The sequence below is a fragment of the uncultured Tateyamaria sp. genome (genome assembly GCF_947503385.1).
In the GTDB taxonomy this organism is placed as follows: domain Bacteria; phylum Pseudomonadota; class Alphaproteobacteria; order Rhodobacterales; family Rhodobacteraceae; genus Tateyamaria.
On sequence record NZ_CANNDO010000001.1, the window covers coordinates 587363 to 603983 of the forward strand.

The 16621-nt window shown below is 63.8% G+C and carries 11 protein-coding genes; all 11 read right to left on the bottom strand.

Going from position 1 to position 16621, the window contains the following annotated elements; all coding sequences use genetic code 11:
* Window position 1 precedes the first annotated feature (1 nt).
* The 11 genes from Q1A85_RS02935 to Q1A85_RS02985 all read right to left on the bottom strand — a co-directional run bounded on the left by Q1A85_RS02935 (window position 2) and on the right by Q1A85_RS02985 (window position 16571).
* Window positions 2-931 carry a glycosyl transferase family protein gene (locus Q1A85_RS02935; protein ID WP_299684894.1) on the bottom strand — a complete coding sequence of 310 codons (930 nt, stop codon included), beginning with the start codon at window positions 929-931 and terminating at the stop codon, window positions 2-4.
* Window positions 928-3558 carry a nitrate reductase gene (locus Q1A85_RS02940; RefSeq protein ID WP_299686338.1) on the bottom strand — a complete coding sequence of 877 codons (2631 nt, stop codon included), beginning with the start codon at window positions 3556-3558 and terminating at the stop codon, window positions 928-930. The genes Q1A85_RS02935 and Q1A85_RS02940 overlap by 4 nt, the downstream gene beginning before the upstream one ends.
* Entirely contained in the window at window positions 3558-3887 is a 330-nt protein-coding gene (gene nirD, locus Q1A85_RS02945; RefSeq protein WP_299684896.1) for a nitrite reductase small subunit NirD, read from the bottom strand. The genes Q1A85_RS02940 and nirD overlap by 1 nt, the downstream gene beginning before the upstream one ends.
* Complete coding sequence (gene nirB, locus Q1A85_RS02950) at window positions 3884-6313, bottom strand: nitrite reductase large subunit NirB (RefSeq protein ID WP_299684898.1); 2430 nt, start codon at window positions 6311-6313, stop codon at window positions 3884-3886. The genes nirD and nirB overlap by 4 nt, the downstream gene beginning before the upstream one ends.
* A 5-nt stretch (window positions 6314-6318) precedes the next feature.
* A complete protein-coding gene (locus Q1A85_RS02955; protein WP_299684900.1) occupies window positions 6319-7998 on the bottom strand; it encodes an ABC transporter ATP-binding protein in 1680 nt (559 codons plus the stop codon).
* Window positions 7999-8003: 5 nt separating this feature from the next.
* A complete protein-coding gene (locus tag Q1A85_RS02960) occupies window positions 8004-9080 on the bottom strand; it encodes an ABC transporter permease (protein ID WP_299684902.1) in 1077 nt (358 codons plus the stop codon).
* Window positions 9081-9179: 99 nt separating this feature from the next.
* The gene (locus Q1A85_RS02965; protein ID WP_299684904.1) at window positions 9180-10547 is read right to left on the bottom strand and encodes a CmpA/NrtA family ABC transporter substrate-binding protein; all 1368 of its coding nucleotides are present in this window, start codon (window positions 10545-10547) and stop codon (window positions 9180-9182) included.
* Between the two features lie 262 nt (window positions 10548-10809).
* Entirely contained in the window at window positions 10810-11982 is a 1173-nt protein-coding gene (locus tag Q1A85_RS02970; protein WP_299684906.1) for an ABC transporter substrate-binding protein, read from the bottom strand.
* Complete coding sequence (locus Q1A85_RS02975; protein ID WP_299684908.1) at window positions 11979-12563, bottom strand: ANTAR domain-containing protein; 585 nt, start codon at window positions 12561-12563, stop codon at window positions 11979-11981. The genes Q1A85_RS02970 and Q1A85_RS02975 overlap by 4 nt, the downstream gene beginning before the upstream one ends.
* A gap of 146 nt (window positions 12564-12709) precedes the next feature.
* Window positions 12710-14245, bottom strand: coding sequence for a sulfatase-like hydrolase/transferase (locus Q1A85_RS02980; protein ID WP_299684910.1), 1536 nt, complete (start codon window positions 14243-14245; stop codon window positions 12710-12712).
* Window positions 14238-16571 carry a TRAP transporter large permease subunit gene (locus Q1A85_RS02985; RefSeq protein WP_299684912.1) on the bottom strand — a complete coding sequence of 778 codons (2334 nt, stop codon included), beginning with the start codon at window positions 16569-16571 and terminating at the stop codon, window positions 14238-14240. The genes Q1A85_RS02980 and Q1A85_RS02985 overlap by 8 nt, the downstream gene beginning before the upstream one ends.
* Window positions 16572-16621: the final 50 nt, after the last annotated feature.

Consider the following 16621-nt stretch of genomic DNA (forward strand, 5'->3'; position numbering starts at 1 on the left):
GTCAGGCGGCCTTGGCAGCGAGGTGTGCGTCCCAAAGTGCGCGCGGATCATCCGACGTACCGAGGGTGTCAAAGGCCAAAGCCGCCGTGCCGGTGATGATGTCTGTGTCAAAGGCCGTTGGCGTGGCGGGGGTTAACGTGGCATCCCGACATGTGGCCAGACGGCGGGCCTCGTAATGCGCGCCGGAAAACCGCGCCTCCCACGGTGCGCCGGACCGCAGGCCAAAGCCCGTGATGTCCTTGCCCGGATGCCGTTCGAATTCGCCGCCGCCGCCCTTGATGACGGTCAGGCTCCGCCACCCGAGCAGCTGGGCCGCATCCGCCTGCAACAGTCGATAGGATGGGTGGAACACGCCCTGAACGCTTGCGGGTGCCCTGCCCGGATTCAGCATTCGGCACACCGTATTGACGCAGGAACGCAGCCCGAGGACGGCGCGCAGGTTCAGGAGGTGAAACAGCGCCGGATGCGCGACCTCAAGCGGCAGATACACGATCCCGCTGCGGTCCAGATGCTGCGCGATGTCTTTGACTGTGCCAGCGACGGGGATGCCAGCCGCGCGCAACCCGGCGCGCACCTTGGGATCGGTGCCGTTCCAGCCGTGTACCAGCACCTTGTGACCTGCCTCAGCCACCAACCGTGCGGATAGCAAAAACCACGGGGCACCCCGCGTCCGGCCTGCGGCATAGCTTGGCCAGTCCAGATCGACACGCGGCAAACCGGCCATGTCAGCCTGCGCAGCGGCGGCCAGACCTGCAATCTCTTGCGCCGTCTCGCCCTTCATCCGCAACAGCATCAAAAGCGCGCCCACCGCTTCGGCTGCTGCATCGTCCCGGAGGATCAGGCGCATCGCATCATGTGCCTCATCCTGCGTCAGTGACCGTGACCGACCCGGCCCGCGCCCCAATGTGCGCACGTGATCGGCGAGGGTCATTCCGCAGCCTCCCGGATGCGGACGGACTGCAATAGTTCTGCGATCTCGGGGCGGCAGGAGCCACAATTGGTGCCAGCGCCCAGTGCCGCACCAATCGCTTCGACAGACATCAGCCCTTGGGTCTCGATTGCGCTGAGGATGGTGTTGATGCCCACGCCAAAGCAGGAACAGAGGGTCGGGCCGGGCGTCGGTACATCCGCCGCCGGGCGGCCCAGCAATACGCCGGGCGCATCGGTGCCGGGAAGGTCGGCGAGGTAGTCGCGCACAACCGCAACCGGATCAGGCGACGCAAAGAGCGCACCGATCAGCGTCCCATCCGCGTGCACCGCAATCCGGGCGACACCGCGTTTGGTGTCGATGACCGATGACAAATGTGCATTGGGCGCATCGAACATGCGGCGCGCTTCAGCCTCCCAATCGGCGATATGTGTGCGGGACGCCAGTTCTGCGCGGTAGCCTTGGGCGGCACGGGCCAGTGCCCAGTAATCGGTGTCCAGCACCATCGCCTGCCGCGACACCGCAAAGCCGTACCATGCGGCATCGTATCGGGCGACAGCCACAACGCTCGCCTTGCTCTCCGGTTGGCCGGATACGGGGTCACAGACGGCGGCGACCAGCGCGTCGATCCGTGCGGCCGGGGCCGTTTCGCCGGTCCAGTGCATGGGGGCAAACACCTGAGCGCGCTGCACGGCATCCGTAATGCGGGCGCGCAGAATGGCAGTGCCGGTGGTGCTGCTGACCTGCACGAGGTCCGCCGCCGAAATGCCATGCGCCATCGCGTCGTCTGGGTGGATATCAAGGAACGGCTCGGCCAGGTGCGCCGACAGTCGCGGGCTGAGGCCAGAGCGGGTCATGGTGTGCCATTGGTCGCGCACGCGCCCGGTGTTCAGGCGGAAAGGAAAGCGCGGAGACGCCTTGGCCGCCGGGGGGGTCCACGTCACCGGCAGCATCCGCGCCTTGCCGTCGGGGTGAAAGAACTGCCCGTCAGCAAAGAACCGGCCACCCTGACATGCGGGTGTGATCGGCCAGCGTTGCGGCGACAGGTCAGCATATTCGCCGTCGCTCAGGTCTGCGAGGCCCGAGATATCAAAGTCGCGCCCGAACTGCCCTGCAATGCCTGACAGCGTGGCATACTCGCGCAAGATCTCGGCCGCGTTGGCGTAGTCAAAGGCTTTGGCAAAGCCCATGCGGCGACCCACCTCCGACAGGATATCCCAATCGTCCCGTGCGTCTCCGGGTGCGGGCAGCACCCGGCGCTGACGGCTGATCGTGCGGTCGGAATTGGTGACGGTGCCTTCTTTCTCTGCCCATGCGGTGGCAGGCAACACGACCTCGGCCAGTCGTGCGGTATCGGTGTGGGCGGTGATGTCGCTGACCACAGTAAAAGGGCAGGCGGCAATGGCGTCGCGCACGGCATCTGCTTCGGGCATGGACACGGCGGGGTTGGTGTGGATGATCCACAGCGCCTTGATCCGACCGTCCGCTACCGCACGGAACATGTCCACGGCCTTGAGCCCCGGGGCATCCGGCACCGCAGGCGCCCCCCAAAAGTCCCGGACCGCCGCGCGGTGGTCGGCGTTTTCGAGGTCCATATGACAGGCCAGCATATTGGCCAGCCCACCCACCTCGCGCCCACCCATCGCGTTGGGCTGGCCGGTCACCGACAGCGGCCCGCATCCCGGCGTACCGATCCGACCCGTAGCGAGGTGACAATTGAGGATCGCGTTCACCTTGTCCGACCCGGAGGTCGACTGGTTCACGCCTTGGCTATAGATCGTCACAACCTTGTCGGTCCGCATCCACAGCGCGCAAAACGCTGCGATCTCGGCTTCGGTCAGTCCGGTTGGTGCAACGCTATCGGACTGTGCGGCGCGCAGTGTCGCGTCAAAGCCGTGGGTCCGGTCGATGAACGCCTTGTCCAGCGCGCCGCCTTCATGCAGCGTCACCAGCAGCCGGTTGAACAACGCCACGTCGCTGCCCGGTTGCAGCGCCAGATGCAAGTCGGCCCCGTCACAGCTGGCCGTGCGGCGCGGATCGATCACAACGATCTTGGTGCCCCGCGCCGCCCGTGCGGCAAGCAGCCGCTGGTACAGCACAGGATGACACCACGCGAGGTTCGACCCCACCAGCACCACCAGATCCGCCTCATCGAGGTCTTCGTAGGTGCCCGGCACCGTGTCGCTGCCAAAGGCGCGCTTGTGCCCCGCCACGGACGAGGCCATGCACAGGCGCGAATTTGTGTCGATATTGGCCGAGCCGATAAACCCTTTCATCAGCTTGTTGGCGACGTAGTAATCCTCGGTCAGCAACTGGCCCGACACATAAAACGCGGCACCGTCGGGCCCGTGCTCCGCAATCGTTTGCGTGAACCTGTCTGCAACCTGCTGCAATGCTGTGTCCCAACCCACATCCTGCCCGTTCACACGCGGGGTCAGCAGGCGCTGTTCCAGCCCCACCGTCTCGCCCAATGCGGCACCTTTGGAACAAAGCCGCCCGAAATTCGCCGGGTGCGCAGGGTCGCCACGCACGTCCAGACCGCCATGCCCGTCGGGGCGCAACAGCACGCCGCAGCCCACCCCGCAATAAGGACAGGTGGAGCGTGTTTCAGGCAGGCCGGTGCCGTCCATCACGCGGCACTCCGCGTGGCCAGTTTGTGCGCGTCGATCAGGACACGCCCGGCCTCGACACGCACGGGAAAGGTCGTGATAGCACCGTCCTCGCCCCGCGCCTGCCCGGTGTTCAGATCGAAAACCCAGTTGTGCAGCGGGCAGGTGACGGATTGACCGTGCACGATCCCTTCGGACAGCGGACCGCCCTTGTGCGGGCAGGTGTCCGTCGCGGCAAACACTTCGTCCGTGCCGGTACGAAAGACCGCGACACAGCCCAAAGCCGTCTTGATCTTGCGCGCGCCGCGCAGGGGGATGTCGTCAATGGGGCCGATATCAATCCAGCTCATTCCGCCGCCTCCAATGTCAGGTCCGCCAGCGGCTGATACCGTTGCGCCTGTTGAGCATGTTCCGCCCACGGGTCCTTGCGGTAGATGGACTGGCTCTGCTCGAACGCGGCGATCAGGCGTGCGCGTTCATCAAGGTCCGCGATGCGTTCCTGCACCCACTCGAGCCCCACTTTGGCGACCCATTTGTACGGTCGGTCGAGGTATTTGGCATTTTCGCGATACAGCTGGACAAAGGCGACCGTGACGTCGATGGCCTCGGCCTCCGTGGCGACATCGCACAACCGCTCCGTCTCTTTCACGTCCATGCCCGCAGCGCCGGCCACGCCGACCTGATACCCGCCGTCGACACAGATGATGCCCACGTCTTTGCAGGTCGCCTCGGCACAATTGCGGGGGCAACCGGACACGCCCAGCTTGACCTTATGCGGGGTCCACGAGCCCCACAGCGCCTGTTCCAGCTTGATGCCCAGACCGGTGGAATCCTGCGTGCCAAAGCGGCAGTGATCCGTGCCCACGCAGGTTTTGACCGTGCGCAGCCCCTTGGAATAGGCGTGGCCCGACACCAGCCCCGCTTTGTTCAGGTCCGCCCAGATAAAGGGCAGGTCCTCACCCCTGACACCCAGCAGGTCGATGCGCTGCCCGCCGGTGACCTTGACCGTGGGCACGTTGTATTTGTCAGCCGCATCCGCGATAGCGCGCAGCTCGTTCGGGTTGGTGATCCCGCCCCACATGCGCGGCACAACGCTGAACGTGCCGTCCTTCTGGATGTTGGCGTGCTTGCGCTCGTTGACGAACCGGCTTTGTGGGTCGTCCTGATATTCCAGCGGCCAATCGGCGAGCAGGTAGAAATTCACCGCAGGGCGGCACACATGACAGCCATTGGGCGTCGTCCACCCCAGTTCCTGCCAGACGGCTGCCTGGCTTTTTAGTTCCCTGCTCTTGATCAGCCGCCGCACGTCCTCGTGCGTCAGGTCACAGCAGCCGCAAATGGGCTGCGCCGTGGGCATCTGGAAATCGTCGCCCAAGGTGACCTGCAACAGCTGTTCCACCAATCCGGTGCAGGTGCCGCAGGATGCCGACGCCTTGGTCGTGGCCTTGACCGCGGCCAGATCGGACGCACCCCCGGCGATGGCGTCGACGATGGTGCCCTTGCAAATGCCGTTGCAGCCGCAAATTTCCGCCTCAGGCGGCAATGCTGCAACGGCTGAGAGAGGGTCCACAGCGGCACCCCCCTGAAAGGCCGGACCAAAGATCAGCGTCTCGCGCATCTCGTCGATGTTGGTGCCGTCCTTGATCAGTTGAAAGAACCAGTTGCCGTCGGCGGTGTCGCCGTACATGACCGCCCCCACCAGCCTGTCCTCTTCGATCACGAGGCGCTTGTAGATGCCCTTGGCCGGGTCGCGCAGCACGATGTCCTCGCGTCCCGCGCCCTCGGCAAAGTCACCGGCGCTAAAGAGGTCGCAGCCCGTCACCTTGAGCTTGGTGGACAGCGTCTTTTGCCGGAACGTTGCCGCGTCGCCCAGCAACGTCTGCGCCAATACCTTGGCCTGATCATAAAGCGGCGCGACGAGACCGAACAAAGCGCCGTCATGTTCCACGCACTCGCCCACGGCGAACACATCCGCGTCCGAGGTGCACATGTGATCGTCCACATGGATGCCCTTGCCGACGGCAAGGCCAGCCTCTTGCGCCAGTGCCACGTTTGGCCGGATGCCCACGGCCATGACCAAGAGATCACAGGGCAGTTCCGTGCCGTCGTCCAGCATCAGCGCGCGCACCTTGCCGTCCCGCCCGGCGATCTCTTTCGAGTTCGCTTGCAGCTTGACGGTGATGCCTTTGGCCTCCAGCGATTTCTTCAGCAGATAGCCCGCCGCCTCGTCCAACTGCCGCTCCATCAGGTGGCCCATGATATGGACCACAGTGACGTCTGCACCGCGTGCCGCCATGCCTGCCGCGGCCTCCAGACCCAGCAGACCGCCGCCGATCACGACAACTTTGTTGCCGGAACCCATCTGCATCATCCGTTCGGTGTCTTCGAGGTCGCGATACGCGATCACACCGTCAAGGTCATGGCCGGGCAGGGGGATCATGAAGGGGTTCGACCCGGTGCCAAAGATCAGCTTGTCATATGGCACCGCGCCTTTTTCGCCGGTCACGACCTTCTGGTCGCGGTCGATGCCCACGACCCGCTCGCCAAAACGGCAGGTGACATTGTGCGCGGCGTACCAGTCGTCGTCATGGGTGACGATATCCGCATAGGTCTGGTCGCCCGCCAGCACGGGGCTCAGCATGATGCGGTTGTAGTTTCCGCGTGGTTCGGCGTTGAACAGAGTGATGTCAAAGGCCCCCGGGGCCGCCTCCACCAGATGTTCGATCACCCGCCCTGACGCCATGCCCGCGCCAATGATCACGAGTTTTTCCGTCATCGCTTTCACTCCGCTGCAATGGCCTTGGCAGGCGCTGTTTTGGGTTTCGCGCCGTGCTCGTATTCTTCGAGGAAATCGAGCACGTCCTGCCGGTAGGTGTAGTAATCCGGGTGCTCCAGCAGCGCTTTGCGCGTGCGGGGGCGGGGCAGGTCGACGGGGACGATCTTGCCAATCGTGGCCTGCGGGCCGTTGGTCATCATCACCACCCGGTCCGCCAGCAGGATCGCCTCGTCCACATCATGCGTGACGCAGATGGCGGTGACCTTGGTGCGGGACCACACCTCCATCAGCACCTCTTGCAACTCCCACCGTGTAAGGCTGTCGAGCATCCCAAACGGCTCATCCAGCAGCAGCAGCTTGGGCGACAGGGCAAAGGCCCGCGCAATCCCCACCCGCTGTTGCATCCCGTTCGACATATCGCTGGCGGGCTTGTCCATCGCATCCGCGAGCCCCACGCGTTCCAGATAATACTCCACGACATCCTGCCGCTCTTCGCGGCTGGCACGGGGATAGACTTTGTCCACGCCAATCGCGCAATTCTCGCGCGCGGTCAGCCACGGGAACAGGTTGGGCGACTGAAAGACCACGGCGCGTTCGGGGTCCGCACCTTCTACATGGCGGCCATCCAGCTTGATCGCGCCCTTGGAAATCGCATTCAAACCGGCGGCCATGGTCAGCACCGTGGACTTGCCGCAGCCCGAATGGCCAATCAGTGAAATGAACTCGCCCCGGTCGATTTTGAGGTCGAAATCCTCAACAACAGTCAGCGGCCCCTTGGGCGTTGGATACACCTTGTGCAACTGGCTGAAGTCGAGAAAGCGGCTGTCGATCAGCCCCTTTTGCGCATCCGCCACCGCCGTGGGCACGCCGTGGATGGGCGTCACGTCGGGCAGCAGGCGCGACCCTTCGACCTTGGCCTCGATCCCCACATCCATCAGGTATTTCGTCACATCCGCCCGCAGACGCTTGAACGTATCGTCTGTGTTCATGGCGATCCGGTCGCGCGGGCGCGGGATGGTCACGGTGAATTCGTCGCCCAGTGTTCCGTCGGGGTTCAGGGCGATGATGCGGTCGGCCAGAATAATCGCCTCGTCCACATCATTGGTGATCAGCACACAGGTCTTCTTGTCCGCCTCCCAGATGTGTTCGATTTCGTCCGCGAGGTTGGCGCGTGTCAGCGCGTCCAGCGCGCTCAGCGGTTCGTCCAAGAGCAGCATTTCGGGGTTCATCGCCAGTGCGCGGGCCACGTTGACCCGTTGCCGCATCCCCCCCGACAGCTCTGCGGGGCGGCGGCTGGCCGCATGGCTCAGCCCCACCATCGACACGTAATGCGCCACCTTGTCGGCCTTTTCCCCCTTGGACAGACCGGGAAAGACCGTGTCCACGGCGAGGCCCACATTGCCGCTGACCGTCAGCCACGGCATCAGCGAATAGCTCTGAAAGATAACGCCGCGCTCGGGCCCCGGGCCGGTCACAGGCGCGCCCTTGAAGGTGACGCTGCCCTTTGACGGGGCCTCCAGCCCCGCCATCAGGTTGATCAGCGTCGTCTTGCCGGTGCCGGAGAACCCCAGCAGCACAAGGAACTCACCTTCGGCCACGTCCAGATTGATGTCTTTCAGGACATGGGTGGCGTGGGTGCCTGAATCAAAGCTCTGGCTCACGTTTTCAAGTTTGAGAATACCCATGACGCTCACCGGTTGTTCGTGAAGGTGAACAGGGATTGCAGCGCGTACATCACCCGGTCCAACAGGAAGCCGATGATGCCGATGGTCAGCACCGCCACCATGATCTTGGCGAGGCTGGACGACGACCCGTTCTGGAACTCGTCCCAGACGAACTTGCCCAAGCCTGGGTTCTGCGCCAGCATTTCGGCGGCGATCAGAACCATCCAACCGACACCAAGCGACAGGCGCAGACCGGTAAAGATCAGCGGCAGGGCCGAGGGCAGCACCAGCTTGGTGATCTTGGTGTAGGTGTTCATTTTCAGGACCTTCGAGACGTTCACGAGGTCCTTGTCGATGCTCGACACACCCAGCGCCGTGTTGATCAGCGTGGGCCACAGCGAACACAGCGTGACGGTGATGGCCGAGATCACAAAGGATTTGGGCAGCAGCCCGTCATTGGAGGCCGCCAGCGCCGACACGATCATCGTGACGATGGGCAACCATGCGAGCGGTGAGACGGGTTTGAAAATCTGGATCAGCGGATTGAGCGCTGCGTTTGCAATGGGTGACAGGCCTGCCGCAATGCCCAAGGGCACCGCAACCACCGTCGCGATCAGGAACCCGAAAAAGACGGTTTGGATAGACGTCCAAATTTGCTGATAATATGTCGGCGCGCCGGTATAGGCGCGCTGCACCGGGTCCTTGCCCTGTTCGATGCGACGTTCGTTCAGTTGCGCCACCTGCGCGTCGAACTTGGCCTTGCTCGCGGCTTTGGCCTGCGCGTCCTGATGTAGGTTCACGGCTTCGGTCCAGACCTGCGCCGGGCCGGGAACGGCCCCCAGCGACGTCTGCACCTTGGGAGCCAACGTGCCCCAGAGCAGCAAAAAGCCTGCTATGGCCAGCAGGGGCACCGCCAGCAGCCGCCAGATTTCCTTGACCTGTGCCGCAGGGTTGTCCCCGGCGGCGGCCTTGGCGATGGGTGTGATCCAGGCGAGGCCCAGCACCTGAAACCATTTGTCCGCAGCGTTGATGCGGGTGAACAGGCGCGCGCGGCGGGCTTCTTGTGCGGCGTCTTCGGTAAAGTTCGGATCGACGGTGGTCATGCGCGGATGCCTTTTGTCTGGATAAGGGGTGGCGGGCTGAAGCCCGCCCTACGGACAGGGGCAGGCGGCGGACATAAGGGCCCGCCGCCTGCGATCTGATCAGCCTTTGACTTCGTTACCGACGACCGTCTGCTCGGCTTTCAGGCCGATGGGCAGGCTTTCGAGATACGCGTTGGGCGCTTTGCCGTCGTAGGGAATGCCGTCGATGATGTCGGCGGCTGGCGTCGGTGCCTTGTAGCCGTCGCTGTCCCATGGGAAGTCGGCCTCGTTCGCCAGACCCTCGTCGACCAGCAGGCGCGCAGCCTCAAGGTAGATTTCGGGCTTGTAGACGGACTTTGCCACTTCGTCGTACCAGCTGTCCGATTTCGGCTCGGCAATCTGGCCCCAGCGGCGCATCTGCGTCAGATACCACACCGCATCCGAATAGAACGGGTAGGTCGCATTGTAGCGAAAGAACACGTTGAAATCCGGGATATCGCGCTTGTCGCCCTTTTCGAATTCAAAGAACCCGGTCATGGAGTTGGCGATCACCTCGTAATCCGCACCCACATATTCCGGGCGGCTCAGGATCTCGACCGCGGCGGGGCGGTTTTCGTTGTCGTTCTCGTCCAGCCACATGGCTGCACGGATCAGTGCCTTGGTCACGGCAAGCGTGGTGTTGGGGTTCTGTTCAGTGAACGCCTGTGTCATCCCGAACACTTTTTCCGGGTTGTTCTTCCACAACTGGTAATCGGTGATGACCGGCACGCCGATCCCTTTGAACACCGCCTGCTGGTTCCACGGCTCACCCACGCAGTAGCCGTGGATCGTGCCCGCTTCGAGTGTCGCAGGCATCTGCGGCGGAGGTGTGACACTGAGAAAAACATCAGCATTGATCTGGCCGCTGATGTTTTCGGGGCTGTAGTAGCCGGGGTTGATGCCACCGGCGGCCAGCCAGTAGCGCAGTTCGTAGTTGTGGGTCGAGACGGGGAACACCATCCCCATGTTGAAGGGCTCGCCGCGGCTGTTGAACTCTTCGATCACCGGCACCAGCGCCTCGGCTGAAATGGGGTGCTGCGGGCGGCCATCCTCCATCGACGGAATGTGCGGGCGCATCATGTCCCACACTTCATTTGACACGGTAATGCCGTTGCCGTTCAGGTCCATGGAAAAGGGCGTTACGATATGCGCCTCGGTGCCGTAGCCGATGGTGGCTGCCAGCGGCTGACCTGCCAGCATGTGCGCGCCGTCCAGTTGTCCGTCGATCACACCGTCCAGCAGCACCTTCCAGTTGGCCTGCGCCTCCAGCGTCACAAACAGCCCTTCGTCAAGGAAATACCCCTGCTCATAGGCCACGGCGAGCGGCGCCATATCCGTCAGCTTGATAAACCCAAAGGTCAGCTCGTCCTTTTCCAGATCAAGCAGTTCGGCAAACGACGGCGTCGCCAGCGCGGTTGAGGCCACAAGGCCAAGGAGAAGTCTTTTCATTTACATGTCCCTTCGATGCGCCCGGTCCGGAGAAGTTGGACATGGGCAAACAGAAAAAGGCCGACCACTGCCCGCCGAGGATGTCGGCGGAAAGTGAGCGACCTTGCTCAAACGATCCCTGTCAGTGGGAGGAAATTCGGAGTGCCACGCCGTTGTGGCCACGCCCTCACCATGCCGCGCTGCAGCACGGGCGCAAGGCCGGACAGCGCCTGTCGGTCGCTAACATCCACGCGCGCCGCGCATGTGCACAAATAATAGTCAGTTATTCGGCGTTCGGGTCGAAAATACGGGCATCAAAAAACCGGTTGGGCAGCAATGTCAGCCCACCACCCGCCGAGGCGACAGGTGTCGCGTGCCGAATCGCGCCTTCGACCTTTTCAGAGGCTCCGGGCAGATCAGTCCCCACTGAACCAAGATGCATCCGGTGCAAATCGGTGCGAAACACATGGGCCACGGCGTCGGGGTCATGCCGTGCACTCGCCCCATGAGACCGGCGCAACTGTTGCGCAATCCACCTGGCCTGACTGCGCCACGGAAAACTGGCGGCACCGGAATGAAATTCCACAAACCGCTCGACCCGCCGCTGTTCTCCGCGCGCCGAAACGGTGAGGTGCCCGGACAGCGCCCGGTCAATCAGTTCGGGCGAGACATCCAGATAAGCCTTGCGCGACAGCAACTCGCTTGCGGTCGTGCGCACTTCGGGCGCGGCGAGCCATCGGCCCGCCCGCCACGTGGCGCGCATCAACCGGCCCGTCAGGTCCGGCTCCGTCTCGGCCCATGCGGTGCGCACGGCCAGCACCTTTTCCGGCGCAAAGCTCCAGATCGCGCATCCGGGCAGCATGAGCGCACCCGCGCCGTCTTCGACGGCCACAGACCCCCACGGTTCCCCGACACAGAACGCATCCACATCACCCGCCGCCAGCGCCTTGGCCATGAGGGGCGGCGGCACGGTGCGGATCTCGATCCCGTCCGCGCCAAGCGCGGTGGCCCGGCTCCAGTAGCGCAGCAATTCGACATGCATCGAAAACGGAAACGGCACGCCAAAGACAATCGGCCCATCCCGCACACCTGCCAACGCCTCGGCGGCGCGCACCGGATCGGCAAAATCAAAACCGTACCCCGTATCGCGCAGCCGCGCCTCAAGCGGTTTGCCCACGCCGATGACGTTGCCATTGACCGACAGGACCGACACGGCGGACAGCGCGGTCGACATGCCGCCCAAGCCCATCGCCATGGCCACAGGCACCGGCGACAGCATATGCGCCGCGTCCACCCGGCCAAAGGCCAGCATGTCGCGCACCGACGACCAAGACGGGGCCGCGATCAGGTCCAGCGCGATGCCTTCGGCCTCGGCAAATCCCATCTCCTGCGCAATAATCAGCGGGGCCGCATCCACCAGCGGCATGTATGCGACGGGCACAGTCACCTGTTTCATCCCAGTAGCCCCGATGCCGTCACCAGCGCCTCGGCCACATCCGCCACGCGCCGCCCCTGATCCATCGCCGTCTTGCGCAGCAGGGCATAGGCGGCGTCCTCGTCGATCCCCTTGGCCTTCATGAGCAGCCCCTTGGCCCGGTCGATCACCTTGCGCTCTTCCAGCGCGCGACGGGTTTCGGCCAACTCGTTGCGCATCTGGCGCACCATGGCAAAGCGCGCGATGGCGGTGTCCATCACCGGCTTGATCCGCGCCGGGGCCAGCCCGTCCACCACATAGGCCGATACGCCCGCCTCAATCGCGGTCTGTGCCAGACCGCCAGCCGCGCCGGACACGAACATGGCAACAGGACGCTCCAACGGGCCGGAGGCCAGCGTCAGTTCTTCCATCATGTCGCGGGTCGGGTTGTCGATGTCGATCAACACGATGTCCGGGGCGTGCGCCGCGATCTTGCGCGCCAGCCCGCTGGCATTGCCGATCACGAACACCTCGCAGGCGCACGCATCCTTGAGCGCGTCGACAATCGCAATGGCGCGGTCGCGGTCTTCTTCGACAACAACAATGGTCAGTGTCTTGGCCATAGGGTGCGGGATGCCCCGTCACCCCGCGCGGTGCAACGATCTGCGCGGACCTTCGGGCATCCTGCGCAGAACATCCGAAAACTGCTCAAACGTTCATCACATGCGCACAGCGAAGCGGCACATGACGGATGCGGGCCCCCGTGACGTCAGGCGTGGGCAGTGGGAAAGGGCGCGTGATCGACCGCCGCAATCTCTTGCCGCGCCAGCACTTCGATCAACGCCGCGCGTGTTGTGGCATGGGCGGGGTCGTCCCACAGATTGATGAATTCTCTGGGATCGGCATCAAGGTCATAAAGCTCGCCCCACGACACCCCGTCGATCAGGGACAGCCGGTGCTGCCGGGTCCGGACTGTGTGGATGCGTGGCGGATGCCCCAATCCGCTCGCCGTGCTCTGGTGGTCATATTGGACAAAGGCAACATCGCGCCCACCCCGCAACAGCGATTGCCCCTGCATCCCGATGGCAGGGGCCACGCGGGCACGGTCAAGGATCGTTGGGCCGATGTCATGGGTCTGGCCGATGGTATCTGTACGCAACGGATCGGGTTGTGCAGGATCGGCCCAGATAAAGGGCACGCGCGTGACCTCTTCGTAGACGCCGGGGCCTTTGAACAGCATCCGGTGATCGCCAAGGTGGTCGCCGTGATCCGATGTGAACATCGTCACCGCGCGGTCCGCCCCCGCATGGGTGCGCACCCTGCCCACTGCGTCGTCGATCATGCTGATCATGCCGCAGGTCAGGGCCTGCGCCTCGCGCGCTTCCTGTGCGTCGGTGCCAATCGCCCCCATCGCGCGCAGGTTTGCCCGCCCTTCGGCCCGGTCGCGCAGGATGCCTGCCACGTGCGGCGGCGGGTTCCAGTCGTCGCGGTCAAAAGCGGCGGGGGTGGGCATGTCGTCCGGTGTGTACATGTCCCAGTACCTGCCCGGCGGGTTGAACGGGTGATGCGGGTCGGGAAAGGACACCATAAGGAAGAACGGCTGATCGCCGTTTGCATTGGCGTCCAGCCACGCGCCCGCCCGCTCGGCGATATAGCTGGTGGAATAGAGTTCTTCGGGCAAAGCGGTTCGGACCGCCTGCGGGCAGCTATAGTCGTGTGGCAACTGGTTGTCCGCGCCGATCAGGTTCAGCGCATCCGGCTCTCGGTCGAGCAGCCACTGGCGGTAGGTGCCCTGACACCCGTCGCCATGCCGCGTGACCAATTCCACATGGTCGAAGCCGTAATAGGGCAGGGGGATGTCATAGCGGGCCTGATCCGGCGCTTCGACGGTGTAGCGGTCGTGATCGTGCCGAAACGCCTCCGCCTTGGGTGGATGATACCCCTCTGGCACCGGCGGGCGTTGCAGAGCCGGGGGCCGCCCCGAAAAGGTCTGCAAATGGCTCTTGCCGATCAGCGCGGTCTTGTAGCCCGCGTCGCGCAACAGTTCCACAAAGGTGACGTTGCGCGTGTCGAGCGGGATACCGTTGCACCGCACCCCGTGGCTTGACGGCATCCGGCAGGTCATCAGGCTGGCGCGGTTCGGCATACAGACTGGGCTCGCCACGTAAAAGCGGTCCCACACCGTTCCGGCATTGGCGAGGGTGTCGATATTGGGGGTGCGCAGCACCGGGTGTCCCATGCAGCCCAAGTGGTCGGCCCGCTGCTGGTCGGTGATGAACAGGATAAAGTTCGGCCGCTCAGCCATGGCGCGCGCGCCGTGCGTGCAAAACGATCACCACAAGGGCCACCACGATCGCCGGGACCCACACCGCTTCGGCCCGCGCCATCACCAGCGCCGCCAGCCCCAAGCGCAGCGCAATCTCCCAAACGGGCAACGCGTGGCGGTCGAACGCGGCCAGCGCCGACGACAGCAGGTAGAGCGCCACCACAAGCCGCCCCAACAGCAGCACAAAGGCCAGCGGGTGAAACACTCCGTCATAGCCCGGCAGGAACCCGCCCCCGCTTGCGTTCGGGTCCACAATCGCCTCGTCGATCAGCAAAAGCTCGGGGTAGTAGGCGAACACAAACGGCACTACGAACATCACGATCCCCGACTTCACAGCCGAAAACGCGGTCGACATCGGCTCCGCCTTGGTGATCGACGCCGCGGCAAACGCGGCCAGTGCCACCGGCGGCGTGATCGCACTCGCCACGGCAAAGTAAAAGATGAACATGTTGGCCGTGAACAGCGACAGCCCCAGCCCCGCCAGCACCGGGCTCATCAGCAGGGCCGCGTTGATATAGGCGGGCACCGCAGGCATCCCCATGCCCAACAGCACCGCCAACAGCATCGTCAGCAACAGCGCCGTGAACTGAAAGAACGACGACCCCCCGTCGCCGAAATCCATGCTGTTCAGCCACGCCAGCACATCCAGCGATAAAAACACCGGCAGCCCCGTGAATGACAGGCAAAAGTCGATGATCGAAACGGCCAGAAACATCAGATACAGGGTCGAAATCAGCACGCCCGCGTCCGACAGCGCATTGACGATCCGGATGGGTGCGGCCCGCACCTCAGGGTCCAGAAACAACAGACCCATCAGCAGCATCACTGCCCACCAGCCCGCCGCGCCCGCCGCACCTGCCGCGTTCTGCACCGCGCTCAAAAACCAACTCAGGCTCTGCACCTGACAGCCCGCGTCGCTGATCACCCGTTCCGCACCCAAAAGACCGCCCAACAGGCCACAGCCCACCGCGTCCTTTGGCATCAACAGCAGCACAAGGATCACCAGAATGGGGCCAAAGATCATGCACAGGTTCAGATAGTCCTGCCGCTCCAACACCATGTCTTCGGTCAGCGCACCAATCGCCTCGATGCGCTGCTTGCGCGACTGGAACACCGCCGACAGGAACAGGCAAAAGAAATAGGCCACAGCCGGGATGATTGCGGCAATGATCACGCTCGAATAGGGCACCGCCGTCAGCGACGACAAAACAAAGGCAGCCACCCCCATCACCGGTGGCATAATCGACCCACCGGACGAGGCCGCCGCCTCAACCCCGCCCGCAAAAACCTTGGAAAACCCGCGTTTCAACATCATCGGGATCGTCAGAACGCCCGTGGACAGCACATTCACAATCGGCCCGCCCGAGATCGTGCCGAACATGGCCGACGATACGATGGCCGCGTGCGCAGGCCCGCCGCGCAAATGCCGCGTCCAGCGGAACGCCAGCTTGATCAGCGACCGGCCCCCGGCAGAACTGCCAAACAGCGACCCCAGAACAAGGTAGGGAAATATCGTGTTCAGCACGATGTCCATGAACCGCCCCAACAAGCCCGACGAATTGTTGACCAGAATGTCGTGCACACGCGGTCGCCCATCGGCCAGCACGCGCGGCTCTCCGGCCAGCTTGGTCACCAGATACTTGTTCATGTCATCCGCGCCATACACGTACCAGACCAGCACCGTGATGATCGTGTAGGCCGAAATCAGGATCGCAACGAGGACAAGGGGCAGGCCCCAGACCTTGACGTTGTAGGACAGGAACACGATCACCGCGACGCCCACGATCAGCACCAGCCAGCCGCCCGTCGTGTTCACACATTGCGGGTCCTCGACCGTGGTGGGGGCCGACAGGCCCAGCGTGGCGGCAAATTCGGCAGCGGACTTCAGGCTTTGCTCAATCAGCCGCGCGCGGTCGCCCGTGATCCGGTCGATCAGGCACACCGCCTCGATCTCGACCAGATAGGTCAGCGAAACCGCCACCGCCGTAAACACAAGTGCGACATCCATAAACAGGCCAAACCGCCGCCGGGACGGCGCCCGGTCGCGCCAGTCCAGCCACATGGAATGTTTCAGCGCGACAATCAGCATCATCAGCGCGAAAAACGCCGGGTAGAACCATTCGAACGGAAATTTGCGCAACTGTGCGCCATCATACCCGGTGATGCGGGCAACCCATGCGTCATAGCCCGGAATGCCGGGCGTCGCGTTCAGCAGGCCAATCAGAACCATCCCGACACACAGCACATAGAGCAGGCGACCGGCCTGCCAGTGTGGGTTCTTCACCTCTGCTGATGTGTCTGCCATGCCTGCCTGTGCCCCACTAGGACACCCCGACCGGATCGGACCCGGTCAGG